The organism is Metapseudomonas boanensis (assembly GCF_042232855.1).
Classification (GTDB): domain Bacteria; phylum Pseudomonadota; class Gammaproteobacteria; order Pseudomonadales; family Pseudomonadaceae; genus Metapseudomonas; species Metapseudomonas boanensis.
Genome location: NZ_CP113889.1, coordinates 2,317,136 through 2,340,899, shown reverse-complemented (window position 1 = coordinate 2,340,899; position 23,764 = coordinate 2,317,136). Strand labels below are relative to the sequence as shown.

The 23,764-nt window shown below is 61.8% G+C and carries 20 protein-coding genes; 10 read left to right on the top strand and 10 right to left on the bottom strand.

Going from position 1 to position 23,764, the window contains the following annotated elements:
• Position 1: 1 nt before the first annotated feature.
• The 7 genes from rpe to OXH74_RS10650 form a co-directional block, all read right to left on the bottom strand.
• A complete protein-coding gene (gene rpe / locus OXH74_RS10680; protein ID WP_375741184.1) occupies positions 2–670 on the bottom strand; it encodes a ribulose-phosphate 3-epimerase in 669 nt (222 codons plus the stop codon).
• Between the two features lie 137 nt (positions 671–807).
• On the bottom strand, positions 808–1,635 hold the full coding sequence (locus OXH74_RS10675) for an ABC transporter permease (RefSeq protein ID WP_215380592.1): 828 nt from the start codon (positions 1,633–1,635) through the stop codon (positions 808–810).
• A 104-nt stretch (positions 1,636–1,739) separates the two neighbouring features.
• Positions 1,740–2,987, bottom strand: a complete 1,248-nt coding sequence (locus OXH74_RS10670) for an ABC transporter permease (protein WP_375741183.1) — start codon at positions 2,985–2,987, stop codon at positions 1,740–1,742.
• Positions 2,988–3,110: 123 nt separating this feature from the next.
• The gene (locus OXH74_RS10665; protein WP_375741182.1) at positions 3,111–4,142 is read right to left on the bottom strand and encodes an ABC transporter substrate-binding protein; all 1,032 of its coding nucleotides are present in this window, start codon (positions 4,140–4,142) and stop codon (positions 3,111–3,113) included.
• A 189-nt stretch (positions 4,143–4,331) separates the two neighbouring features.
• Positions 4,332–5,441 carry an ABC transporter ATP-binding protein gene (locus tag OXH74_RS10660; protein ID WP_375741181.1) on the bottom strand — a complete coding sequence of 370 codons (1,110 nt, stop codon included), beginning with the start codon at positions 5,439–5,441 and terminating at the stop codon, positions 4,332–4,334.
• A gap of 326 nt (positions 5,442–5,767) precedes the next feature.
• Positions 5,768–6,397: a response regulator gene (locus OXH74_RS10655; protein WP_375741180.1), complete on the bottom strand. Its 630-nt coding sequence runs from the start codon at positions 6,395–6,397 to the stop codon at positions 5,768–5,770.
• Positions 6,394–8,793, bottom strand: coding sequence for a PAS domain S-box protein (locus tag OXH74_RS10650; RefSeq protein ID WP_375741179.1), 2,400 nt, complete (start codon positions 8,791–8,793; stop codon positions 6,394–6,396). Before OXH74_RS10650 ends, OXH74_RS10655 begins: the two co-directional genes overlap by 4 nt.
• A gap of 140 nt (positions 8,794–8,933) precedes the next feature.
• Between OXH74_RS10650 and OXH74_RS10645 the strand changes: the two genes are divergently transcribed.
• Entirely contained in the window at positions 8,934–9,956 is a 1,023-nt protein-coding gene (locus OXH74_RS10645; protein ID WP_375741178.1) for an alpha/beta hydrolase family protein, read from the top strand.
• Positions 9,957–9,962: 6 nt separating this feature from the next.
• Here OXH74_RS10645 and OXH74_RS10640 read toward each other — a convergent pair whose 3' ends face one another.
• The 3 genes from OXH74_RS10640 to OXH74_RS10630 are packed head-to-tail and all read right to left on the bottom strand — an operon-like array spanning position 9,963 to position 12,425.
• Positions 9,963–10,730, bottom strand: coding sequence for a TerB family tellurite resistance protein (locus OXH74_RS10640; protein WP_375741177.1), 768 nt, complete (start codon positions 10,728–10,730; stop codon positions 9,963–9,965).
• 1 nt (position 10,731) lies between these two features.
• Positions 10,732–11,403, bottom strand: coding sequence for an N-acetylmuramate alpha-1-phosphate uridylyltransferase MurU (gene murU, locus OXH74_RS10635; protein WP_375741176.1), 672 nt, complete (start codon positions 11,401–11,403; stop codon positions 10,732–10,734).
• On the bottom strand, positions 11,400–12,425 hold the full coding sequence (locus OXH74_RS10630; protein WP_375741175.1) for an aminoglycoside phosphotransferase family protein: 1,026 nt from the start codon (positions 12,423–12,425) through the stop codon (positions 11,400–11,402). The genes murU and OXH74_RS10630 overlap by 4 nt, the downstream gene beginning before the upstream one ends.
• Before the next feature lie 127 nt (positions 12,426–12,552).
• Here OXH74_RS10630 and OXH74_RS10625 point away from each other — a divergent pair, with 127 nt between their 5' ends.
• The 9 genes from OXH74_RS10625 to OXH74_RS10585 all read left to right on the top strand — a co-directional run bounded on the left by OXH74_RS10625 (position 12,553) and on the right by OXH74_RS10585 (position 23,755).
• A complete protein-coding gene (locus OXH74_RS10625; RefSeq protein ID WP_375741174.1) occupies positions 12,553–15,333 on the top strand; it encodes an LPS-assembly protein LptD in 2,781 nt (926 codons plus the stop codon).
• On the top strand, positions 15,314–16,606 hold the full coding sequence (locus OXH74_RS10620; protein WP_215380617.1) for a peptidylprolyl isomerase: 1,293 nt from the start codon (positions 15,314–15,316) through the stop codon (positions 16,604–16,606). The genes OXH74_RS10625 and OXH74_RS10620 overlap by 20 nt, the downstream gene beginning before the upstream one ends.
• 83 nt (positions 16,607–16,689) lie before the next feature.
• Entirely contained in the window at positions 16,690–17,688 is a 999-nt protein-coding gene (gene pdxA / locus OXH74_RS10615) for a 4-hydroxythreonine-4-phosphate dehydrogenase PdxA (RefSeq protein ID WP_375741173.1), read from the top strand.
• Between the two features lie 102 nt (positions 17,689–17,790).
• Complete coding sequence (gene rsmA / locus OXH74_RS10610; RefSeq protein ID WP_375741172.1) at positions 17,791–18,597, top strand: 16S rRNA (adenine(1518)-N(6)/adenine(1519)-N(6))-dimethyltransferase RsmA; 807 nt, start codon at positions 17,791–17,793, stop codon at positions 18,595–18,597.
• 39 nt (positions 18,598–18,636) lie between these two features.
• A complete protein-coding gene (gene apaG, locus OXH74_RS10605; RefSeq protein ID WP_215380626.1) occupies positions 18,637–19,017 on the top strand; it encodes a Co2+/Mg2+ efflux protein ApaG in 381 nt (126 codons plus the stop codon).
• A 10-nt stretch (positions 19,018–19,027) separates the two neighbouring features.
• Positions 19,028–19,855: a symmetrical bis(5'-nucleosyl)-tetraphosphatase gene (locus tag OXH74_RS10600; RefSeq protein ID WP_375741171.1), complete on the top strand. Its 828-nt coding sequence runs from the start codon at positions 19,028–19,030 to the stop codon at positions 19,853–19,855.
• Complete coding sequence (glpE, locus tag OXH74_RS10595; protein WP_215380635.1) at positions 19,848–20,177, top strand: thiosulfate sulfurtransferase GlpE; 330 nt, start codon at positions 19,848–19,850, stop codon at positions 20,175–20,177. Before OXH74_RS10600 ends, glpE begins: the two co-directional genes overlap by 8 nt.
• Positions 20,178–20,462: 285 nt before the next feature.
• Entirely contained in the window at positions 20,463–22,385 is a 1,923-nt protein-coding gene (locus OXH74_RS10590; RefSeq protein WP_375741170.1) for a PrkA family serine protein kinase, read from the top strand.
• Between the two features lie 98 nt (positions 22,386–22,483).
• A complete protein-coding gene (locus OXH74_RS10585) occupies positions 22,484–23,755 on the top strand; it encodes a YeaH/YhbH family protein (protein WP_375741169.1) in 1,272 nt (423 codons plus the stop codon).
• Positions 23,756–23,764 lie beyond the last annotated feature (9 nt).

The window sequence follows — 23,764 nt, the reverse complement described above, 5'->3', positions numbered from 1 at the left end:
ATCAGACCTTGGCCAGTTCGGCACGCATGGCCGCGATGACTTCGACGTAGTGTGGCGCGTTGAAGATGGCCGAACCGGCAACGAAGGTGTCGGCACCGGCAGCCGCGATTTCACGGATATTGTGGACGTTGACCCCACCGTCGATCTCCAGACGAATCTCGCGGCCGGAAGCGTCGATAAGCGCGCGAGCCTCACGCAGCTTGTCGAGGGTGGCGGGAATGAATTTCTGCCCGCCAAAGCCCGGGTTGACGCTCATCAGGAGGATCATGTCGACCTTGTCCATCACGTACTTGAGCACATCTAGCGGCGTCGCCGGGTTGAACACCAGGCCAGCCTTGGCACCGCCATCACGGATCAACTGCAGGGAGCGATCAATGTGTTCCGAGGCTTCCGGATGGAAAGTGATGTAGGTAGCACCTGCCTCGATGAAGTCGCCAATGATGCGATCCACCGGCTTGACCATCAGGTGCGCGTCGATCGGCGCGGTGATGCCGTACTTGCGCAGAGCCGCGCAGACCATCGGGCCGATGGTGAGGTTGGGCACGTAATGGTTGTCCATCACATCGAAGTGAACGATGTCGGCGCCGGCGGCGAGGACGTTGTCCACCTCCTCTCCCAGGCGAGCGAAATCGGCGGAGAGGATCGACGGGGCGATGGCGAAAGGCTGCATGGCTGACCTCGGGGCAGATTCACGATGGCGCGGATTGTAGCCCGAGAGCGCCGGCAAGGCTCGTTCATACGTCTGCGAGGCAACCAGAAACATCAAAGGGGGCCACTGGCCCCCTTTGATTCAACACGTAATGCGGGTCATTCAGGCATCGAGGTACGCAGGCGCTCGCCGCGTCCACGCAGCCACTCCAGCGTCAGCAGCAAGACGATTGAGAAGCCGATCAGCAGGGTCGCTGCCGCGGCGATGGTCGGGCTGAGGTTCTCGCGGATACCGCTGAACATCTGCCGTGGCAGGGTGGCCTGCTCCGGCCCTGCGAGGAACAGGGTCACCACCACTTCGTCGAAGGACGTGGCGAAGGCGAACAGCGCACCGGAAATAACCCCTGGCGCGATCAGCGGCAGGGTCACCCGAAAGAATGTGGTCAGAGGCGGAGCGCCAAGGCTGGCAGCCGCACGCACCAGGTTCTGGTTGAAGCCTTGCAGGGTCGCCGACACTGTGATGATCACGAAGGGCACACCGAGTACCGCATGAACCAGGATCAGCGACAGGTAACTGTTGCCCAGGCCCAGCGGGGCGAAGAACAGGTAGCTGGCCACACCGATGATCACCACAGGCACGACCATGGGGGAGATCAGGATGCTCATTACCAGCGCCTTTCCGCGGAACTCGCCACGGGTCAGGCCGATGGCCGCCAGGGTGCCGAACACCATGGCCAGTAGGGTAGCGGCCGGGGCCACAATCATGCTGTTGGTCAGCGAGCGCATCCACTCGGCGGACTGGAAGAAGTCCGCATACCAGCGCAGGGAAAAGCCCTGCAGCGGGTAGACGAGGAAGGTGCCGGAGTTGAACGACAACGGAATTATCACCAGCACCGGCAGGATCAGGAACAACAGCACCAGGCCGCACAGGCCGCGCAGGGTGAAGTACCACAGGCGTTCGACCGGGGACATGTAAGGACTCAACATGACTCGCTCTCCAATGAATTTCTTGCGGATCCCCTCCCCTGGCCCTGCGGGCCACCCTCACCCACAGGCGGGGAGGAGGATCAGTTGGCCTCTCGCGGAGGCGCTTACCCCAGTCGCAGGCGACCTGCGCCTACCAGCCAGCTGTACACCACGTAGAGGATCAGGGTGGCGAACAGCAGCATCCCGCCCAAGGCCGTGGCCATACCCCAGTTGATGGTGGTGTTGGTGAAGAAGGCAACGAAGTAGCTGACCATCTGGTCGTTCGGGCTGCCCAGCAGTGCCGGGGTGATGTAGTAGCCGATCGACAGGATGAACACCAGCAGGCACCCGGCGCCGACCCCGGCCACAGTCTGCGGGAAGTAGACCTTCCAGAAGCTGGCGAACGGATGGCAGCCGAGGGAGATCGCCGCGCGCATGTAAGTCGGCGAGATACCCTTCATCACGCTATAGATAGGCAGGATCATGAACGGCAGCATGATGTGTACCATGGAGATGTAGACGCCGGTGCGGTTGAACACCAGCTGCAGCGGCTGGTCGATCAAGCCCAGCTTCAGCAGCGCACCGTTGATCAGGCCACCAGATTGCAGCAGGACGATCCAGGCCGCCACGCGGACCAGGATGGAGGTCCAGAATGGCAGCAGCACCAGGATCATCAGCAGGTTGCTCTGGCGCGTCGGCAAGTTGGCCAGCAGGTAGGCCAGCGGGTAGGCCAGCAGCAGGCAGATCACGGTGATCACTGCACCCATCCAGAAGGTACGGGCGAAGATGTCGAGGTAGATGGCCTGGTCCGGGGTGGCAGGAGCCAGCTCGCCCAGATCATCGATGCGGTGGTCGAGAGATGCCAACAGGTAATAAGGGGTCAGATTGCTGCTGTTGCGGCGGATGGCCTGCCAGTACGCTGGGTCGCCCCAGCGCTCATCCAGGGCTTCGAGCGCTTCTTTATATGAAGCCGGCTCAGTCTTGAAAGGCAAGGCACGGGCAGTCTTGGCCATCAGGCTCCGGTAACCGGCCAGTTCCATGTTCAGACGCTTGGACAAGTCGCCGACAGCCTGGTTCTTGCGGGCTTCGGCGAGGTCTTCGGCCAGTGCTTTATAGACCGGCTCAGCCGGTAGCGCCTTGCCGTCCCACGCACTGATCGCCTCGACAGTACGCGGCATGGTTCCCACGACCTCAGGGTTATTCACACTCTTGTAGAGCAGCGCACCGATGGGCACGAGGAAGGTCAGCAGGAGAAAAATCAGCAGCGGCAGGATCAATGCCTGGGACTTCAGGCGGTTCATCCGCTCGGCGCGGGCGAGGCGCTGCTTGAGGGTGGGGCCGGTGACCTGGGTCAGGGGCACTGCAGTGGCCATGGCGAACTCCGTTGAAACGTGCCGTCTCTCGGCTGGATTGGACTTGCGGCCCCGAGGGGCTGGGCGAGGAACATCCCTCGCCCTCAGCCCCTCTCCCAGAAGGAGAGGGGCGGGGCGGCGGCCTTACTTGGCCGCCCAGGAGTTGAAGCGCTGCTCCAGCTGCTCACCGTAGTCAGCCCAGAAGGTGACATCCATGGCGACCTGGTTCGCGATGTTTTCAGGTGTGGTCGGCATGTCCTTCAGTACTGCCTTGTCCAGCAGCGGAACGGCCTGCTTGTTCGCCGGACCGTAGGCGATGTTTTCAGAGAAACCTTTCTGTTGCTCAGGCTTGACCGAGAAGGCGATGAACTGCAGCGCGGCTTCCTTGTCCTTGGCACCCTTCGGGATGGCCCAGGCGTCGAAGTCGTAGATGCCGCCGTTCCATACCACTTTCAGATTGCTCTCTTTCTGCACGGCGGCGATACGGCCGTTGTAGGCAGAGCTCATGACCACGTCACCGGAAGCCAGGAACTGCGGCGGCTGGGCGCCGGCTTCCCACCACTGGATGCTCGGTTTGATCTGGTCGAGTTTCTTGAAGGCACGGTCCTGACCCTCTTGGGTAGCCAGTACGCTGTAGACATCCTTCGGTGCCACACCATCGGCCATCAGGGCGAACTCGAGGGTGTACTTGGCACCCTTGCGCAGGCCGCGCTTGCCCGGGAATTTATTCACGTCCCAGAAATCCGCCCAACTGGTCGGTGCGCTCTTCAGCTTGTCAGCGTTGTACGCCAGCACCGTAGACCACACGAAGAAGCCAACACCGCACGGCTGGATGGCACCTGGGATGTAATCCTCGGCATTGCCGAAGAGGGCCGGATCGAGCTCCTCGAACATGCCTTCATCACAGCCACGGGAGAGTTCAGGCGACTCCACTTCGACCAGGTTCCAGGACACGCTGTTGGTGTCGACCATGGCCTTCACCTTGGCCATCTCACCGTTGTATTCGCCGGCGATGATCTTGTTTCCGGTGGCCTTTTCGAAGGGAGCGTAGAACGCCTTGGTCTGGGCGATCTTGTTGGCGCCACCGAAGGAGACCACAGTCAGGTCGGCTGCCAACGCTGGTACGGCGCAGGCCAGGCCCAGGGCCATGGCGGTGAGTTTCAGGGATTTCGACATTGTTGTTTTCTCCACAGTGCAGGGTTGCTAGGTCTGTACGAAAAGTCGTCGAGCGAAGGTCAGGCTAGGCAAAAATCGGTGAGGATGCGGAATTTACGAGCTGTAAATGAGCATTCCGAACCGTTTTTTAACGACGCCTCACCGAGCGCAGGCACTTTTCGTACAGTGCCTAATGCTTGGCGCCGCCGCTCATTCCGTCGTCAACGGATCCAGCGCGCGAACGTGCTCCACTTGCCAGCCGAGCGGCACCACATCGCCTACCGCCAGTGCGGGGTCGAGCTCAGCAATAGGTTGCTTGACGAAGAAATCGGGCTTGCCGCAGACCTCGAGGCGAATTCGCACGTGGTCGCCCAGGTAGATGAACTCCTCCACTCGACCGTTGAAGCGATTGACGCAACTTTCGCTGTGGCCGTTCAGGCGCACGCGCTCGGGGCGGATGGACAGGGTAACGGGCTCGCCAGGCTTGCCGACGTTGATCGCCAGCGCCTCGACTTTCTCGCCGCGGGCCAGGCGCACCACGCATCGCTCTCCGCTGTGGCTTTCCAACTCGCCGCTGAGCCGGTTGTTCTCACCGATGAAGTTGGCCACGAAGGTGTTGTGCGGCAGTTCGTAGAGCTCTCGTGGCGGTGCAATCTGCTGGATCTCACCCTGATGGAACACGGCCACGCGATCGGACATGGTCAGGGCTTCGCCCTGGTCGTGGGTCACGTAGACCACGGTCACACCGAGACGTTGATGGATGTGCTTGATCTCCATCTGCATGTGCTCGCGCAGCTGCTTGTCGAGCGCGCCCAGCGGCTCGTCCATCAGCACCAGCTGCGGCTCGAAGACCAGCGCGCGGGCCAGGGCCACACGCTGCTGCTGGCCGCCGGAGAGCTGACCCGGGTAGCGATTGCGGAAACTGTCGAGTTGCACCATGGACAGCGCACGTTTGACCCGCTCGCTGGCGTCGGTCTTGCTCATGCCGCGCACCGAGAGGGGGAACGCCAGGTTCTCGGCCACCGTCATGTGCGGGAACAACGCATAGTTCTGGAACACCATGCCAATGTCGCGCTTGTGCGGAGGGACGTTGTTGATGGAGCGACCGGCCAGGAGGATTTCGCCGTTGGTTGGGGTTTCAAACCCGGCGAGCATCATCAGGCTGGTGGTCTTGCCGGAGCCGGACGGCCCGAGCAGGGTAAGGAACTCGCCTTTGCGAATGTCCAGATTGAGGTCTTTGACGATCAGCGTCTCGCCGTCGTAGCTCTTCTGTACGCCGCGAAAGCTGACGAGGATGTCACTGCCTTGAGTCTCGGCCATAACCGCACCTTTGTTTTTGTGTCTGCCGTAGGACAAAGCCTAGAGAAGCCGGCAAGCCACGCAAATCGGGCGGTATGACAGATTGCTATAAGGGTAGGAGAGGATCTCTTGTAGGAATCGCCCTACAAATCCGAGCGCCAATATCGGACATTCAGGGGTTGGTGATGATCCCGTTAGCCGCAGCTAGACCAAGCGCGGCGTCGTGATCGCGCGCGACCTCACAAACCCTGTAGGGGCGAATTCGTTCGCCAAGCGCCCCGCAGGGGCGACACTGGGGTCATGAACATAACAAGCCTTGACCTGCGCGAAGCAGGCCGTGCAGCCACTCAGAGCAGCTTGTGCTCCACTGCGTATTTGACCAGGTCCGCCACTGAGTGCAGGTTGAGCTTCTGCATCAGGCGTGCCTTGTGGGTGCTGACCGTCTTGCTGCTGACTGCCAGCTGATGGGCAATCTCGTTGACCCCTTCCCCCCTTACCAGCCTCTCGAACACCGAAAACTCACGTTCGGACAGCAGCGTATGGGCCGGTCGCGCATCGGTCAGCCCCACCTCGAAGACCATGCGGTCGGCGAGGTCCGGATCGATATAGCGGCCACCGGAGGCCACTTTGCGAATGGCCGTGAGCAACAGGGCCGGGTCACTGTCCTTGGTAGCGTAGCCGGCGGCTCCGATCTTCAGCGCCCGCGCAGCCATCTGTGCCTCGTCATGCATCGACAACACCAGCACCGCAGGCGGATTGTTCAAAGCGCGGATTCGGGGGATGGCCTCCAGGCCGTTAACACCCGGCATGGAGATATCCAGCAACACCACCTCGCAGGGTGTGTGGCGCAGGGTCTCGAGGAGTTGCTCTCCATTGGAAGCCTCACCAACAACGCTGAGATCCTTGGCCAGGCCGATCAACTGCTTGATGCCTTCGCGGACGATGGTGTGGTCTTCTGCGACCAGGACTCGAATCACGCTGCCTTCTCCTTATCCAATGCGACCTGTACGCACAGGGTCGTCCCTTCACCCGGCTGACTCTCGATCTTCAAGTTACCACCGAGCATCAATACCCGTTCGCGCATACCGACGAGACCGAACGAACCGCCGCGCTGGCTTTCCTGAGCATCGAACCCGCGGCCGTCATCACTTATGCGCAAGCACAGCATGCCGTCCTCAACGCTCAAACGGACCGCCACAGTATGCGCTTCGGCGTGCCGCATGACATTGGTCAATGCCTCCTGCAGCACCCGGAACAAACCTACCGCCTTGGCATCGGACAGGCGCGGCAGGTACTCAGGCACCTCAACCAGGCACGGAATATGGGTGCGGGTCTCGAAACGCCGGGCCTGCCACTCGATCGCCGAGGCAATGCCAGCATCAAGAATCGGCGGACGCAGCGCGGTCGCCACATCACGGACCAGCTGGAATAGCTGAGCGATCAGGCGCTTCATGCTCTCCAGGCGCTCCTTCAACCCGGTATCGAGGTCAGCATAAGCCAGCTCGCACATCGAAGTTTCCAGCTTGAGCACCGTGAGCACCTGACCCAGTTCGTCGTGGACTTCGCGGGCGATGCGCGCCTTCTCCTCCTCCCGCACGCTCTCAAGGTGAGCCGACAACTGGCGCAACTGTGCCCGTGAATCGGCTAGAGCCAGTTCAATCTGCTTGTTCTCGGTGATATCCCAGACCACGCCATCCCAGACTGCCCGGCCATCATCGAAGATTCGCGCGCTGGCCTTGATATCTGCCCAGCGAACCTGCCCGTCTCGGGTGAGGATGCGCCCTTGCCAATGCCAGTCCCGCTCTGCCTCCAATGCGGCTGACTGACTGACCAAGTAGCTGTCCCGATCCTCCGGGTGGACCAATCCCCGGATACCTCGGCCAGTATCCAGCAACTCACTGGCGCTGTAGCCCACGACGGCTTCGCTACCCTCGCCGATGAAAGCGAAGCTCGTCTGGGCCCCAACCTGCGGGCGTTCCAGGCGGAATACCAACCCGGGCACGTTGGAAGCAATGCCCTTGAGGCGCGCCTCGCTTTCCTCCAGCGCCTCGCGAGCCTTGCGGCGCTCGGTTGCATCGGCCAGAAAAACCACCAGGTACTCCGACGTGCCGAATCGCAGGAAGCTCAGCGATATATCAGCCGGTAGCCAACTGCCATCGGCACGGCGGCAACGGGTCTCGAAACTCTGTGGCCCTTCGTCGCTATTGCGAGCCCGGCGCCACAGGTTCAGCCAGCGGTCCATATCCATCCCAGGCTGGAAATCGGCCAAAGGGCGATCGGTCAGGGCGCCCGGCTCATGACCGAGCATCAGCTCCGCTGCGCGGTTGGCGTAGCGCACATGGCTGTCCCAATTGACCCAGAGAACGCCGAGGGTGCTGTGGTCGATGGAGAATTGCGTGAGGCGCAAGGCTTCCTCTGCGGCCTCGCGAATCTGCATCATGTGCCGGGCCTCAAGGAGCTGGCGCTCCAGGGAGCGACGCTGGCGCCGCAGCCAGGTAATGATGGCGCCCGCAGCCACCAGCAGCACCCCCAGGAGCATCGAGAGGTTCTGCCAGAATCCCGCCGAATCGCCCAGCCGTGGGTAACTCGCTTGCAACCAGCGCTCATGGAGCTGGTCGAGATCCTTGGGCGGCAGACTGCGCAGGGCGATATCGAGGATGGAGCCCAACTCAGGCCAATCGCGGCGCGAGGCGACTCGCAGCAGCTGAGGGAAGCCGATGTCCCCCACCACGGCCAGTCCGGCGAATTCCTGCTCGCGAGACAAGCGACTGAGCTGCGCCTCGTCCAGCACCGCAAAGCGGACATTACCTTCGAGCAGGGCGCGCAATGCCTGGCGTTCCCCCGCCACCGGCAAAAGCTGAAGGTTCGAGTAGGTTGCGCGAAGATAATCGCCAACCGGGCTGGGCTGACGAACCGCCACAGGAGCGCTGGCGTCGAGTTGCTCCAGGTCGACCGAGGCGTTCCCCTCGCGCTCGCCGACCAGCAACTGGGAGACGCGCATATAGGGGTCGGAATACAGCCACAAGCGCAAGCCAGCGGGCGATTGCACCAACCCTGGCGCTAGGTCGATCTGCCCGGACCGCAGCGCCTGCTCCAGTTCGCCAACGCTGTCATAGGTACGCCAGATCCATTCCACCTGCATGGCAGCCCCCAGCCACTTCACCAGCTCGACATTCGCCCCGGAAAGTTGCTGCAAGCGACGGTCGAGCTGCGCATAGGGCGCCTGCAAGACCAGCCCGACGCGCAATTGCGGATGGGCCTCAAGCCATTGGCGTTGTGGCTCGCTCAGCTGCAGGTTGGGCGAGGCCGGGGCCGCCACAAGCGGAAAAGCCAGGCACAGGGCGAAGAACAGCGTGAGCAACGAACGGGTCATTGAGAGCTACCGCGGGCGAAGACTTGTGATGAACGGCCGCTATACCTTACTCCAGGCAAGCAGGACCATGCGAAGGCTGGCCTGACAAAAAACGGGCAAGCCATTAGGCTGCCAGCTTCTGTTCCATCAGGAATGATCAGATGCACCGAGCACCACGCCCGACTCTCGCAGCCCTCTGCTTCGCCTTCCTGACGTGCGGGCTCCCGGCCCTCGCTGCCGATGCCACACCCGCCAAGCAAGACGCCGCCGATAACTCCCAGGAAATGCCCGCGGTTACACGCGCCCCACTCCAGGAACGTAGCCAAGTCGAAGCGGCTGGCCTGGAGCGCCAGTTGCCAGAAAACGAACAGCAGCAGCTACAGGCAGGCGACGAGACCTTCCTCGCGTTATGGCGGCCTGCCAACGTCGGCGAACCCGAGGGTCTGGTTATTCTGCTGCCGGGCGATGGGGAAAACGCGGACTGGCCCCTGGCGGTCGGCCCCTTACGGCGCAAACTGCCGGATGCCGGCTGGAGCACCCTGAGTCTGAGCCTGCCCGACCCAAAGGGCGACGAGCCACCTCCTCGTCCTGAGAAACCGTCGAAAATCGACCGCAGCGAGCCTGTCGTCAGCGCCGAAAAAGCGGCAGAGGATGGCCCTTCCACGACAGAGCAAGCCGGCAGTGCAGAGCCAAACACGGATCCAGCTCCCCCGGCACTATCCACCGAAGGCATCCGCAAGGCCCATAGCACCCGAGTGTCTGCCCGTATCCAGGCGGCGCTCACCTTTGCCCGCCAGAGCAAACCCACCACCATCGTCTTCCTCGGCCACGGCACTGGCGCCTACTGGGCGGCCCAGTACCTCGCAGCGGAAGAGCCGACAGATATCCGCAACCTGCTGCTGGTAGACGCGCAACAGCCTGCAGGCTATGACCCTGTCCTGGATAAGCTACTGCCTGAACTGAAGTTGGCCACCGGCGACTTCTATTACCGAGAGGCGCCGGCGGACCGCAGTGCGGCGCAGGAGAGACTCCAGGCCAGCAAACGTCAGAAACATCCGACCTACATCCAGGTCGCCATGAATGGCCTTCCCGGCGACAGGGCGACCGAGCAGGAGCAGTTGGTACGGCGCATTCGCGGGTGGCTGAGCCTACAACTGCAAGCCGGCGCGTCACCCGGCAGATGACGCGCCTCAGCGGAAACCGTGGCGCTCGCGAATCAGGTTGTAGGCGTTGTGCAGTTCACGCGTCTTGTCGGTAGCAGCCCGCACCAGAGCGGGCGTCGCGCCTGAACCGGCCAATTTGTCCGGGTGATTCTGGCTGAGCAGGCGCCGGTAGGCCCGCTTGATCACCGCCGGTTCGCAATCCGCGGTCACCCCCAGCAACGCCAAAGCGTCCTTGTAGCTGTTACGCGACGTCGGCGGCAGGCCTTGCGGGGTGTCGAAACCGGCCCCCAGGGACTCCACCTGCTCGGTCGAGCAACCAAGCCAGCGTCCCCACTGAAGTATCAGCTCCCGCTCGCGCTGGCCAATCCGGCCATCTACAGCAGCCATCTGCCAGCAACTGCGCAGCAGACGCTCGATCGCTGGACGGCGCCCTTGCAGACGCTTGAGCGATACCTGGATGCCCTTCTCGCTTTGCTTACCGCGAGTAAAAGCCTCGATCGCGCGACGTGTGCCCGCCTCATCCAGCCCAAGTCGGCGCATCTCGGCGCGGGCCTGCTGGATATGCAGCTCCATGACCCGCCCCTCGCTCTTGGCAAGGCGCCCAAGCAGCACGAAGAGCAGATCCTGCTCCAGGATCGGCGGCTCACCTTGCAGCCGGGCCTTCAGGCTCGCCCAGGAGTCCAGCCCCAGACGCCGGTCGAGCACATGCCCCAGCAAACCGCCCAGCAGCGCGCCCGGAATGCTCGCCAGAGCTAGCCCAGCCGCCGCGCCGAGGAATGTGGCCGGCCAGGCCATCTCAGGCCTCCGCCTTCAACAAGCGCTCGACATCGGCCAGGCGCTCATGGGTACCGACGTCTACCCAGCGCCCACTGAAGTACTCGCCGCTCACCCGGCCTTCTGCCATCGCCTGACGCAGCAACGGCGCCAGCTTGAAAGCACCTGACTGACATCCTGCAAACAAACGCGGATGAAGCACTGCAATGCCGCTGTAGGTAAGGCTCGGTTTTCCCGCGACGGCATCGTGGACCATCCCCGCATCGAGGCAGAAGTCACCACGCGGATGGTGCTCCGGGTTATCCACCAGGACAAGATGGGCCAGCCCATCGAGAGGCCGCCGCAAGTGCAAGAAATCGAAGTCGGTCCAGACATCGCCATTGACCACCAGGAAGGGTTCACCCCCCAGCATAGGCAAGGCCCGGAAAATGCCCCCACCGGTCTCCAATGGCTCCCCCTCAGCCGAGTAACGAATACTCAGGCCGAAGCGTGCACCGTCGCCCAGGTGATCTTCAATCTGCTGCCCCAGCCAGGCATGGTTGATCACCAGCTCGCGAAAACCGGCATCAGCCAGCGCGCGCAGGTGAAATTCGATCAGTGGCGTACCTGCAGCTCGGACAAGCGGCTTCGGCGTGTGCAGAGTCAAGGGCCGCATCCGTTCGCCCTTGCCCGCAGCGAGAATCATCGCCCTCATACGCAGGGGACCTCGACCTGCGGCAGGCTGGCCAGCAGCACTTCCAGCTCGGCCAATTCGGGTCGACGGGCAATCACAGCGTCTATATAGGCAAAGAAACGCGGCACATCGCCCAGGTATCTCGGTTTGCCATCGCGGTGGCAGATACGTGCGAAGATGCCGATGACTTTGAGATGGCGCTGCACGCCCATCAGGTCGCTGGCACGGAGAAACGCGTCGAGCTCGCCTTGCACCGGAATCCCCGCTTCGTGGGCCTGGGTCCAGTAGCGCTCCAGCCATCCCCGCACACGCTCCTCCGGCCAGCTGAGGAAGGCATCCTTGAACAGGCAGGTGACATCGTAGGTTACCGGACCATAGACGGCATCCTGGAAGTCCAGCACTCCCGGATTCGGCGTGCTCAGCATCAGGTTGCGCGGCATGAAATCGCGATGTACCAGCACCTGAGGCTGCGCCAGGGCGCTGGCTACCAGCAGGTCACAGATGCGCTGCCAGGCGCTTAGCCTCTCGCCGTCCAGTTCGATACCCAAGTGGCGCTGCAGGTACCACTCGGGAAACAACTGCAGTTCCCGACGCAGCAGGGCGTCATCGTAAGACGGCATGGGCTCATCAAGAGAGCGCTTCTGGAAAGCCAGCAGCGTCTGGACGGCGTCTTCAAAGAGACGATCCGCATTGTCGGCGTGGATCACGTCCAGGTAAGTCTGGTGCCCCAGGTCGTCGAGGATCAGGAAGCCCTGCTCCACATCGGCGGCGAGGATCCGTGGCACATGCACACCAGTCTCGGCGAGCATGCCGGCCACCTTGACGAACGGTCGGCAATCCTCGCGCGGTGGCGGCGCATCCATCAGGATCAAGGTACGGTCGCCCCCTTCCCAGCGGAAATAACGGCGAAAGCTGGCATCGCTACTGGCAGGAACCAGGTTGGCGACGGGCACAGGGCCCCAGCCTTGGGCAGCGAACAGGGTCGGCAACTGCTGGTCCAGCCAATGGCTCAGCTGCTGAAGGCGAAGGTCTTCTTCGTGCATTACGTGGGGTCTCCGGCGGCGCTAGCCGTTGTGCGGGTCATGCTTTATTATCCAGCATCTTTTTCAGCCCATCGAGAGGCGTGCGGCCCAGCGGGCCGAAGGCGCGCAGGAAGCCCGGACTAACAAGATGGCAGTAAGATCCCCCGCGTTTCGTAGAAAGTTCCCTCTGCTGGTGACCGGCAGCCTGCTGGCACTGCAGCCAGTAGCCACTTCATATGTCGTCGCCGCAGAACAATTCGATTGCCAGGCCTCTGCCAGCGGCGGCTGGGCGTGCGCGCCCAAGGCCAGCACTGAGAGTCTGCCACCGCGTCCGGTGCATAGCGAGAGTGCCGTGAGCTCCACCATTGGCGCCGCCCCCCAGGCCGTTGACGGCCAAGGTGCGGCCGAAGGGAGCCAGGCGACCCTGGTGACCGAAGCGGGCGGCAAGGGGCTAGCTTCCCGCAGCGCTGACTACAGCCATCTGGACTGGGTACCGCGTGACCAGCTCACTCCTGCCCAACTGGCCGAGACCGGTCCTTACTGTGCTGGTACCTATGTCGAGCCACTGCGCCCCGGCATGGACGACGACACACCGCTGGAAGACGCCCCGACCTACATTTCCGCCAAGGCCTCGCGCTACGAGCAGGAAAAGCAGATCGCGACCCTCGCCGGTGACGTGGTTCTGCGTCAAGGCAGCATGCAGGTCGAAGCCGACGAGGCCAACCTGCATCAGGCGGAAAACCGTGGCGAGCTGAAAGGCAACGTCAAGCTGCGCGACAACGGCGCGCTGGTCGTCGGCGACCAGGCCGAACTGCAGCTGGACAACGGCGAAGCGAAGATCGAAAACGCCGAGTACGTCCTGCACCAGTCCCATACGCGCGGTAACGCGCTATATGCCAAGCGCCAGGAAGACGCTGTCATCCGCTTGAAGGACGGCACCTATACCCGCTGCGAGCCAGGCAACAACGCCTGGCATCTGAAGGGCAACAATGTCACCCTGAATCCAGCTACCGGCTTCGGCACAGCGACCAACGTGACGCTGCGAGTGAAGGACATTCCGGTCTTCTACACGCCGTACATCTATTTCCCGATCGACGACCGTCGCCAATCCGGCTTCCTGCCACCGACTATCGGCAGCAGTAGCGACAGTGGTTTCCTGCTGGTCACTCCGTACTACCTGAACCTCGCGCCGAACTACGACGCCACCCTCTACCCGCGCTACATGGCCAAACGCGGATTGCTGATGGAGGGTGAATTCCGCTACCTGACCCCCAGCAGCGAAGGCCAGTTGGGCGCTGCCTATCTGGACGACAAGGAAGATGAGCGCAAGCTCATGTCCGACTACGAGGAAAAGCGCTGGCTCTATAACTGGAAACACACAGGCGGCCTGGATTCCCGTCTGCTGACCGAAGTCGACTACACCGACATCAGCGATCCGTATTATTTCGAGGATCTGGACAGCGACCTCAGCATCGATACGCCAACCTACGTCAACCAGCGCGGCACCCTGACCTATCGGGGCGACAGCTACACTGCCAAACTGAACGCGCACGCGTATGAACTGGCAACGATCTCCGATATCACCCCGTACGACCGGCTGCCACAGATCACCCTGGATGGCGTACTGCCCTACCAGCCCGGTGGGCTGAACTTCGGCTACAGCACCGAATTCGTACGCTTCGACCGCAACCTGCGCGAAGGCGACTTCATCAACGAGGATGGCGAAGCCTCTCCCTGGTACGACAACAACGTCCTGGGCCTGGCTCGCGCCAATGGCGATCGTACGCACTTGGAGCCCGTGGCCAGCCTCCCCATGAACTGGAGCTGGGGCTTCCTCAAGCCGCAGGTGAAGTACGCCTACACCCAATACGAACTGGATCTGGACCAGCAGGGCAAGAACACCCTGCTTGCTGAGCAGACCTTCCACGGCAGCCAGGACCGCCAGGTGCCGATTTATAGTGTCGACAGTGGACTGTATTTCGACCGGAAGACCCAGTTCTTCGGCAAGAACTACACCCAGACCCTGGAACCCAGGCTTTTCTACCTCTACGTTCCGGAAGAAGATCAGACCGATATTCCGCTGTTCGACACCGGCGAAAGCACCTTCAACTACTCCTCGCTGTTCCGGGATAACCGCTTCTCCGGCCGCGACCGGATTGGCGACGCCAACCAGGTATCCCTGGGCGTGACCAACCGCTGGGTCGAGTCGAACGGCTTCGAGCGTCAGACCGTTAGCGTTGGCCAGGCCTTCTACTTCGAGGATCGCAAGGTCCAGTTACCTGGTATCGACTATCGCACCCGCGCCGATGCGCAGGCCTCCACATCTCCCTATGCCCTGGAGTACCTGTATCGCTTCAACCGGGACTGGCGACTGAGCTCCGACTTCAACTGGGACCCGGACTCACATCGCACCCGTTCCGGCAGTGCGATGTTCCACTATCAGCCTGAAGACAACCCGAACAAGGTGGTCAACGCCGGTTATCGCTACCGCAATGACACCATCCACTACGACCAATCCACCGGCCAGTGGAAAGTCGGTGACAGCGACTTCGGCGTCGAGGGTCAACCGGGCTTCATCAAGGACTACTACAAGATCAGCCAGCACGACTTCTCGTTCATCTGGCCGGTGGTGCCGCAGTGGAGCGCCATTGGACGCTGGCAGTATGACTACAACCGCGACCGTACGCTGGAAGCCTTCGGTGGTTTCGAGTACGACAGTTGCTGCTGGAAGCTGCGCCTGATCAACCGCTACTGGGTCGACTACGACGAGTTTGACCAGACGCCCACCACCTCCAACGACAGCGGCGACCGCGGGATCTTCCTGCAGATCGTCCTGAAGGGCCTTGGCGGCGTTGTCGGCAACAAGGTGGAAGGCTTCCTCGATAAAGGCATTCAAGGTTACCGTGAACGTGAAGACCAAGCTCTCTGATTGTCTGCGCCCGCTGCTGCTGGGCGCCCTGCTACTCGGCAGCTGCGTGCAGGCCGAAGTGCGCCCCATCGACCGGGTGGTGGCGATCGTCGACAACGACGTGATCATGCAAAGCCAGCTCGACCAGCGCCTGCGCGAAGTGCAGCAGACCATCGCCAAGCGTGGTGCTTCGCTTCCCCCGGAGCATGTGCTCAGCCAGCAGGTGCTGGAGCGCCTGATCATCGAGAACATCCAGCTGCAGATCGGTGACCGCTCGGGCATTCGCATCACCGACGAGGAGCTCAATCAGGCCATCGAAGCCATCGCCCAGCGCAATGGCATGACGGTCGAGCAGTTCCGCGGCGCCCTCTCCCGGGACGGCTTATCCTATGAGGACGCCCGCGAGCAGGTTCGCCGCGAGATGGTCATCAGCCGGGTTCGCCAGCGCCGTGTTGCGGAGCGCATCCAGGTCAGCGACCAGGAGGTACAGAACTTCCTGGCTTCCGACCTGGGCAAGATGCAACTGTCGGAAGAGTTCCGCCTTGCCAACATCCTGATTCCGGTGCCGGAAGGGTCTTCGCCCAGTACCATCCAGGCCGCAGAGCGCCAGGCCCAGGACCTCTACCAACAACTCAAGCAGGGCGCAGACTTTGCGCAGCTGGCCATCTCCCGCTCCGCCGGTGAAACCGCTCTGGAAGGCGGCGAGATCGGCTGGCGCAAGGCAGCCCAGCTGCCGCCCCCTTTCGACGGCATGATCGGCGCCCTCCCCGTTGGCGACGTTACCGAACCGGTGCGCACGCCAGGCGGTTTCATCATTCTCAAGCTGCTCGACAAGCGCGGCGGCGAAACCCTCGTGCGCGACGAAGTCCATGTACGCCATATCCTTCTGAAGCCCAGCGAAATTCGCAGCGAGGAAGAAACTCGCCGCCTAGCCCAACGCATCTATGACCGAATCCAGTCTGGTGATGATTTCGCTGAACTGGCAAAAAGCTATTCGGAAGACCCGGGTTCAGCCCTCAATGGTGGCGACCTGAACTGGATCGACCCCAACGCTTTGGTTCCGGAGTTCCGCCAGGTCATGGCCCAAACCCCGGCTGGTCAGCTGTCCCAGCCATTCAAGAGCCCCTACGGCTGGCATGTCCTGGAAGTACTGGGCCGCCGTGCAACCGATAGCAGCAGCCAGTTCCGCGAGCAACAGGCCCTCAATGTCCTGCGTAACCGCAAGTACGACGAGGAACTGCAGGCCTGGCTGAGACAGATTCGCGACGAGGCCTACGTCGAAACCAAGCTGTAACCCGATCGAGTCGCGGGCAGCGCACTGGCGGTACAATTGCCGCCAGCGCGCTGGCTACCACGCAATCCCGCACAGGACTCACCATGACCGCTCTCCGCTTCGCCCTCACCCCCGGTGAACCCGCAGGCATCGGCCCCGACCTCTGCCTGTTGATCTCCCGCAACGCCCAGGCCTTTCCTCTGATTGCCATCGCAAGCCGCGACCTGCTTGAGCAGCGCGCCGTACAGCTTGGCCTTGCGATTAACCTGATCCCGGTCTCTGCAGCTTCCTGGCCCGATGCCCCCGCAGAGGCTGGCAGCCTATATGTCTGGGATACCCCATTGCGCAACACTGTCAGCCCTGGGCGATTGGACAAAGCGAACGCTGCCTATGTACTGGAGACTCTGACCCGCGCCGGAAATGGCTGCCTGGAAGGTGCCTTTGCCGGAATGATTACCGCGCCGGTACACAAGGGCGTGATCAATGAAGCCGGTATTGCCTTCTCCGGCCACACCGAGTTCCTCGCGGAGCTGACTAACACCCAGCAAGTCGTGATGATGCTGGCGACCCGCGGGCTGCGTGTGGCCTTGGTGACAACCCACCTCCCCCTCAAGGATGTCGCTGCGGCCATCACCGGCGAGCGACTGATGCGTGTCGCTCGTATCCTGAATCGGGACCTGATCGACAAGTTCGGCATCGACCGGCCACGTATCCTGGTCTGCGGCCTGAACCCCCACGCCGGAGAAGGCGGACACCTGGGACGCGAAGAGATCGAAGTCATCGAGCCGGCGCTGGAGCAGCTACGTAGCGAGGGACTGGACCTCATCGGACCACTGCCCGCCGACACGCTCTTCACCCCGAAGCACCTGGAGCATTGCGATGCAGTCCTCGCCATGTACCACGACCAAGGCTTGCCCGTGCTCAAGTACAAGGGTTTCGGTGCCGCAGTGAACGTCACCCTCGGCCTGCCGATCATTCGCACCTCGGTGGACCACGGCACTGCCCTCGACCTCTCGGCGACCGGAAAGATCGATTGCGGTAGCCTGGAAGTCGCGCTCGAAACGGCCTACCAGATGGCCGACGCCCGCACGAAAACCCACTGACCACCCGGCGACCTTAGGCTTGCAACCCTCCTGCCTGATAAACTCCGCCTTTTGCAATCCTGCGTCAGCCATCGGGCTGGCGCCCAAGGCTTGGAGCCTTTGATGTCCGAACAGTACCAACATCGCGCACGCAAGCGCTTCGGCCAGAACTTCCTGCATGACGCCGGCGTCATCCACCGTATCCTGCGGGGCATCCATGCCCGTGAAGGTGAGCATCTGGTCGAGATCGGCCCTGGCCAGGGCGCGCTCACCGAAGGGCTTCTGGGCAGCGGCGCGCAACTCGACGTGATCGAGCTGGACCTCGACCTGATCCCGATCCTGCGTGCGAAATTCGGTCATGAGCCGCGCTTTCGCCTGAACCAGGGCGATGCGCTGAAGTTCGACTTCCGCCAGCTCAGTCGCGAGCCGCACAGCCTGCGGGTGGTAGGCAACCTGCCCTACAACATCTCCACCCCGCTGATTTTCCACCTGCTAGACCACGCGGACCTGATCCGTGACATGCACTTCATGCTGCAGAAGGAAGTGGTCGAGCGACTCGCGGCGGAACCTGGTGGCGGCGACTGGGGCCGGCTTTCGATCATGGTCCAGTACCACTGCCGGGTAGAGCACCTGTTCAACGTCGGTCCCGGAGCCTTCAACCCACCGCCCAAGGTGGACTCGGCGATCGTGCGCCTGGTACCCCACGCCGAACTTCCGCACCCTGCAAAGGATGTCCACCTGCTCGAACGCGTGGTGCGCGAAGCCTTCAATCAGCGGCGCAAGACCCTGCGCAACACACTGAAGGGTTTGCTCGATGCCGCCGACATCGAGGCAGCCGGCGTCGATGGCAGCCTGCGTCCGGAACAGCTGGACCTGGCCGCGTTTGTTCGCCTGGCCGATCAGCTGGCCCTGCGCACAAGCACCGTCTGAAGCCTTAGACTTCCTTTCCAGCTTCTCGAGAGCCACCGCGTGACCGACTCCCGCTATCAGATCGACGTCAGCGTCATCACCCGTTACCTCGCCGAGCAATCACAGCCGGACGAGAACCGCTTTGCCTTCGCCTATACCGTGACCATCCACAACAACGGCGAGTTGCCAGCCAAGCTGGTCAGCCGTCACTGGATCATCACCGACGGCGATGGGCATGTGCAGGAAGTCCGCGGCGCCGGCGTGGTCGGCCAGCAACCACTGATTGCCCCCGGCGCGAGCCACACCTACACCAGCGGCACCGTGATGGCCACGCGAGTTGGCAGCATGCAGGGCAGTTACCAGATGGTCGCCGAGGACGGCAAACAGTTCGACGCGATCATTGCCCCCTTCCGCCTGGCCATGCCTGGCGCGCTTCACTGAGGGCATCCGGATGACGGTCTATGCGGTCGGCGATATCCAGGGCTGCCTTCGCCCGCTCAGATGCCTGCTCGACCGGGTGGCGTTCGACCCCGCCAAGGACCGCCTCTGGCTGGTAGGTGACCTGGTCAATCGTGGACCGCAATCCCTGGAAACCCTGCGCTACCTATTCTCCATACGCGAGTCCGTGACCTGCGTGCTTGGCAATCACGACCTGCACCTGCTGGCTGTCGTGAATAACATCGAGCGCCTGAAGAAGGCCGACACGCTGAGGGAGATCATCGAGGCGCCCGACTGTGCGGACCTGGTCGACTGGCTCCGCCTACAAAAGCTGATGCATTACGATGAAGAGCGTGACATCGCCCTGGTGCATGCAGGCATCCCCCCGCAGTGGACACTCAGGAAAGCCCTCAAGCGAGCGGCAGAAGTCGAGGAAGTTCTACGCGACGATGCCCGCCTGCCACTGTTCCTGGAAGGCATGTACGGCAACGAACCGGCCAAGTGGGACGGCGACCTGCATGGCGTCACACGCCTGCGAGTCATCACCAACTATTTCACCCGCATGCGATTCTGCACGCCCGATGGCACCCTGGACCTGAAGTCCAAGGAAGGCCTGGACACAGCACCGCCTGGCTACGCCCCCTGGTTCAGCCACCCAGGTCGCAAGACGCGTGGACAGAAGATTATTTTCGGCCACTGGGCGGCCCTGGAGGGCAACTGCAATGAACCCGGCCTGTACGCCCTCGACACCGGATGCGTCTGGGGTGGCGCCATGACCCTTTTGAATATCGACAGCGGCGAGCGTTTCAACTGCAGCTGCGAGGAGAACCGCCATGAGTGAATTCCAACGTATCGCCCCTGAGCAGGCCCAGACCCTTCGCGAACAAGGCGCCCAGGTGGTCGACATCCGCGACCCGCAGAGCTTTGCACTCGGCCACATTGCCGGCTCCAGGCACCTGGACAACCATTCGCTACCGGATTTCATCGCACAGGCCGATTTCGACAAACCGCTGATCGTCGCCTGCTACCATGGCAACTCCAGTCAAAGTGCCGCCGCCTACCTTGCCCACCAGGGTTTCAGCGAGGTGTATAGCCTGGATGGCGGGTTCGAGCTCTGGCGCAGCGTCTATCCTGCGGAAGTGGCCCAGGGAAGCGTCGAGTAAAAAAATTTTCAGCAAGGCGCTAGGCCGCACCATCTCTGGCTTAGCGCCACTCTCCGACGAACGGTTATCTCTTGTTATCGTTCCGCCATCCTTGATCTTGCCGATAACGAACTACTCTTAGCTCAGGCCATCCAAAAAAGGGGAGAGCCGGTCCACCGGTTCCGGGCCATCGGCAGCGACCATTTAGGTGTTTTGGGGGATGTTCCATCAGCCAGCTTTCGGCTGACTGCCCGCACCCGCACAACCGACCCCGCGCCGGCTTCCTGTTTCCAGCGAGGTGACGTCATGAGCATTTTCAGCCACTTCCAACAACGCTTCGAAGCGACTCGCCAGGAGGAATATTCCCTCCAGGAATATCTCGACCTGTGCAAGCAGGACCGTAGTGCCTATGCCAGCGCGGCGGAACGCATGCTCCTGGCTATCGGCGAACCGGAATTGCTGGATACCTCGCTAGACCCCCGACTGTCGCGGATCTTCTCCAACAAGGTGATCCGCCGCTACCCGTCCTTCGCCGACTTCCACGGCATGGAGGAATGCATCGACCAAATCGTTGCCTACTTCCGCCATGCCGCCCAAGGTTTGGAAGAAAAGAAACAGATCCTCTACCTGCTGGGTCCGGTCGGTGGCGGCAAATCGTCTCTTGCGGAAAAGCTGAAGCAATTGATGGAGCGCGTGCCCTTCTATGCAATCAAGGGTTCGCCAGTCTTCGAGTCGCCCCTGGGGTTGTTCAATGCCGACGAAGATGGCGCCATCCTCGAGGAAGAGTACGGCATCCCGCGACGGTACCTGCGCACGGTTATCTCGCCCTGGGCGACCAAGCGACTCAATGAGTTCGGTGGTGATATCAGCAAGTTCCGCGTGGTCAAGCTCTACCCCTCGGTCCTCAACCAGATCGCCATCGCCAAGACCGAGCCAGGCGATGAGAACAACCAGGATATCTCCGCGCTGGTGGGCAAGGTGGATATCCGCAAGCTCGAGGAATTCCCGCAGAACGACGCCGACGCCTACAGCTACTCGGGCGCTCTGTGCCGGGCTAACCAGGGCCTGATGGAATTCGTCGAGATGTTCAAGGCACCCATCAAGGTGCTGCACCCGCTGCTGACCGCAACCCAGGAGGGCAACTACAACAGTACCGAAGGCCTTGGTGGACTGCCCTTCAGCGGCATCATCCTGGCCCACTCCAACGAATCGGAATGGCACAGCTTCCGTAACAACAAGAACAACGAGGCATTCATAGACCGGATCTACATCGTCAAGGTGCCCTACTGCCTGCGCGTCACTGACGAGATCAAGATCTACGACAAGCTGCTGGTCGGTAGTTCGCTTGCTCACGCGCACTGCGCTCCCGATACCCTGCGCATGCTGGCGCAGTTCTCGGTCCTGTCTCGCCTGAAGGAGCCGGAGAACTCCAACATCTATTCGAAGATGCGCGTCTATGATGGCGAAAACCTCAAGGATACCGACCCGAAAGCCAAGTCGATCCAGGAGTACCGCGATTCCGCGGGCGTCGACGAAGGCATGAACGGCCTGTCGACCCGTTTCGCCTTCAAGATCCTCTCCAAGGTGTTCAACTTCGATCCGCACGAAGTCGCGGCCAACCCGGTCCACCTGCTCTATGTGCTGGAACAGCAGATTGAACAGGAACAGTTCCCGGCCGAGGTACGCGAGCGTTACCTTCGCTACATCAAGGAATACCTGGCGCCGCGCTACATCGAGTTCATCGGCAAGGAAATCCAGACCGCCTACCTGGAGTCTTACAGCGAGTACGGTCAGAACATCTTCGACCGCTATGTGCTCTACGCGGACTTCTGGATCCAGGATCAGGAATACCGCGACCCGGAAACGGGCGAGATTCTCAACCGAGTGGCCCTCAACGAAGAACTGGAGAAGATCGAGAAGCCGGCGGGCATCAGCAATCCGAAGGACTTCCGCAACGAGATCGTCAACTTCGTCCTGCGCGCTCGTGCCAACAACAATGGCAAGAACCCGAGTTGGCTCAGCTACGAGAAGCTGCGCGTGGTGATCGAGAAGAAAATGTTCTCCAACACCGAAGACCTTCTGCCGGTCATCAGCTTCAATGCCAAGGGCAGCAAGGAGGAACAGCAGAAGCACAACGACTTCGTCAAACGCATGGTCGAACGCGGCTACACGGAGAAGCAGGTACGCCTACTGTCCGAATGGTACCTGCGGGTACGCAAGTCGCAGTAAAACTGTCTCAAGCTGCAAGCCCGAAGCAAGCAGTCGGGAGGCGCCGCCCCACGCGGCGCCTTCTGCAGCTTGCAGCCTGAAGCTCCCCGGAGGGGCCTATGAGCTATGTCATCGACAGGCGTTTGAATGGCAAGAACAAGAGCACGGTGAACCGCCAGCGGTTCCTGCGGCGTTACCGTGAGCACATCAAGAAGGCGGTGGAGGAGGCCGTCAGCCGTCGCTCGATCACCGACATGGAGCATGGCGAGCAGATCAGCATCCCCGGTCGCGATATCGACGAACCGATCCTTCATCATGGGCGTGGTGGGCGGCAAACCACCGTCCATCCTGGCAACAAGGAATTCACTGCTGGCGACCGTATCCCTCGCCCTTCCGGCGGTGGCGGTGGACGGGGCGGCGGCAAGGCCAGCAACTCCGGCGAAGGCATGGACGACTTCGTATTCCAGATCACACAGGAAGAGTTCCTCGACTTCATGTTCGAGGACCTGGAGCTGCCGAACCTGGTCAAGCGTCACCTAACCGGCGCCGACACCTTCAAGACCGTTCGGGCCGGCATCAGCAACGAGGGCAGCCCGTCGCGCATCAACATTGTCCGCACCTTGCGTTCAGCCCACGCACGGCGCATCGCCCTGTCGGGCAGCAGTCGCACCAAACTCAAGGAGGCGAAGGCCGAACTCGAACGACTCAAGCGCGAAGAACCGGATAACTTCGGCGATATTCAGGAGCTCGAAGCGGAAATCGCCAAACTACGCACGCGGATCGAGCGCGTTCCGTTCCTTGACACCTTCGACCTCAAATACAACCTGCTGGTGAAACAGCCTAATCCGTCATCCAAAGCCGTGATGTTCTGCCTGATGGACGTGTCCGGCTCCATGACCCAGGCCACCAAGGACATCGCCAAGCGCTTCTTCATCCTCTTGTACCTGTTCCTCAAGCGGAACTACGACAAGATCGAGGTGGTGTTCATCCGCCACCACACCAGCGCCCGCGAAGTGGACGAGGAAGAATTCTTCTACTCCCGGGAGACCGGCGGGACCATCGTTTCCAGCGCACTCAAGCTGATGCAGGAAATCATGGCCGAGCGATATCCCATCAATGAGTGGAACATCTATGCGGCCCAGGCGTCGGACGGCGACAACTGGAATGACGACTCCCCCATCTGCAGGGATATTCTGATCAAGCAGATCATGCCGTTCGTGCAGTACTACACCTACGTCGAGATCACCCCACGCGAGCACCAGGCGCTGTGGTACGAGTACGAGCAAGTCTGCGAGTCCTTCGACGATACCTTCGCCCAACAGCAGATCGTCTCGGCGGCGGATATCTACCCGGTGTTCCGAGAGCTCTTCCATCGCCGGCTAGTGACCTGATTGGAGGCG

What these genes read in the sequence shown, in the direction of transcription:
- OXH74_RS10625 (WP_375741174.1), top strand. Translation starts at nt 12,553, where the DNA reads ATGGCAGTAAGATCCCCCGCGTTTCGTAGAAAGTTCCCTCTGCTGGTG.
- OXH74_RS10665 (WP_375741182.1), bottom strand. Translation starts at nt 4,142, where the DNA reads ATGTCGAAATCCCTGAAACTCACCGCCATGGCCCTGGGCCTGGCCTGC.
- OXH74_RS10600 (WP_375741171.1), top strand. Translation starts at nt 19,028, where the DNA reads ATGACGGTCTATGCGGTCGGCGATATCCAGGGCTGCCTTCGCCCGCTC.
- OXH74_RS10640 (WP_375741177.1), bottom strand. Translation starts at nt 10,730, where the DNA reads ATGGCCTGGCCGGCCACATTCCTCGGCGCGGCGGCTGGGCTAGCTCTG.
- pdxA (WP_375741173.1), top strand. Translation starts at nt 16,690, where the DNA reads ATGACCGCTCTCCGCTTCGCCCTCACCCCCGGTGAACCCGCAGGCATC.
- OXH74_RS10660 (WP_375741181.1), bottom strand. Translation starts at nt 5,441, where the DNA reads ATGGCCGAGACTCAAGGCAGTGACATCCTCGTCAGCTTTCGCGGCGTA.
- OXH74_RS10590 (WP_375741170.1), top strand. Translation starts at nt 20,463, where the DNA reads ATGAGCATTTTCAGCCACTTCCAACAACGCTTCGAAGCGACTCGCCAG.
- OXH74_RS10585 (WP_375741169.1), top strand. Translation starts at nt 22,484, where the DNA reads ATGAGCTATGTCATCGACAGGCGTTTGAATGGCAAGAACAAGAGCACG.
- glpE (WP_215380635.1), top strand. Translation starts at nt 19,848, where the DNA reads ATGAGTGAATTCCAACGTATCGCCCCTGAGCAGGCCCAGACCCTTCGC.
- OXH74_RS10630 (WP_375741175.1), bottom strand. Translation starts at nt 12,425, where the DNA reads ATGCACGAAGAAGACCTTCGCCTTCAGCAGCTGAGCCATTGGCTGGAC.
- rpe (WP_375741184.1), bottom strand. Translation starts at nt 670, where the DNA reads ATGCAGCCTTTCGCCATCGCCCCGTCGATCCTCTCCGCCGATTTCGCT.
- OXH74_RS10650 (WP_375741179.1), bottom strand. Translation starts at nt 8,793, where the DNA reads ATGACCCGTTCGTTGCTCACGCTGTTCTTCGCCCTGTGCCTGGCTTTT.
- OXH74_RS10675 (WP_215380592.1), bottom strand. Translation starts at nt 1,635, where the DNA reads ATGTTGAGTCCTTACATGTCCCCGGTCGAACGCCTGTGGTACTTCACC.
- OXH74_RS10670 (WP_375741183.1), bottom strand. Translation starts at nt 2,987, where the DNA reads ATGGCCACTGCAGTGCCCCTGACCCAGGTCACCGGCCCCACCCTCAAG.
- rsmA (WP_375741172.1), top strand. Translation starts at nt 17,791, where the DNA reads ATGTCCGAACAGTACCAACATCGCGCACGCAAGCGCTTCGGCCAGAAC.
- murU (WP_375741176.1), bottom strand. Translation starts at nt 11,403, where the DNA reads ATGAGGGCGATGATTCTCGCTGCGGGCAAGGGCGAACGGATGCGGCCC.
- OXH74_RS10645 (WP_375741178.1), top strand. Translation starts at nt 8,934, where the DNA reads ATGCACCGAGCACCACGCCCGACTCTCGCAGCCCTCTGCTTCGCCTTC.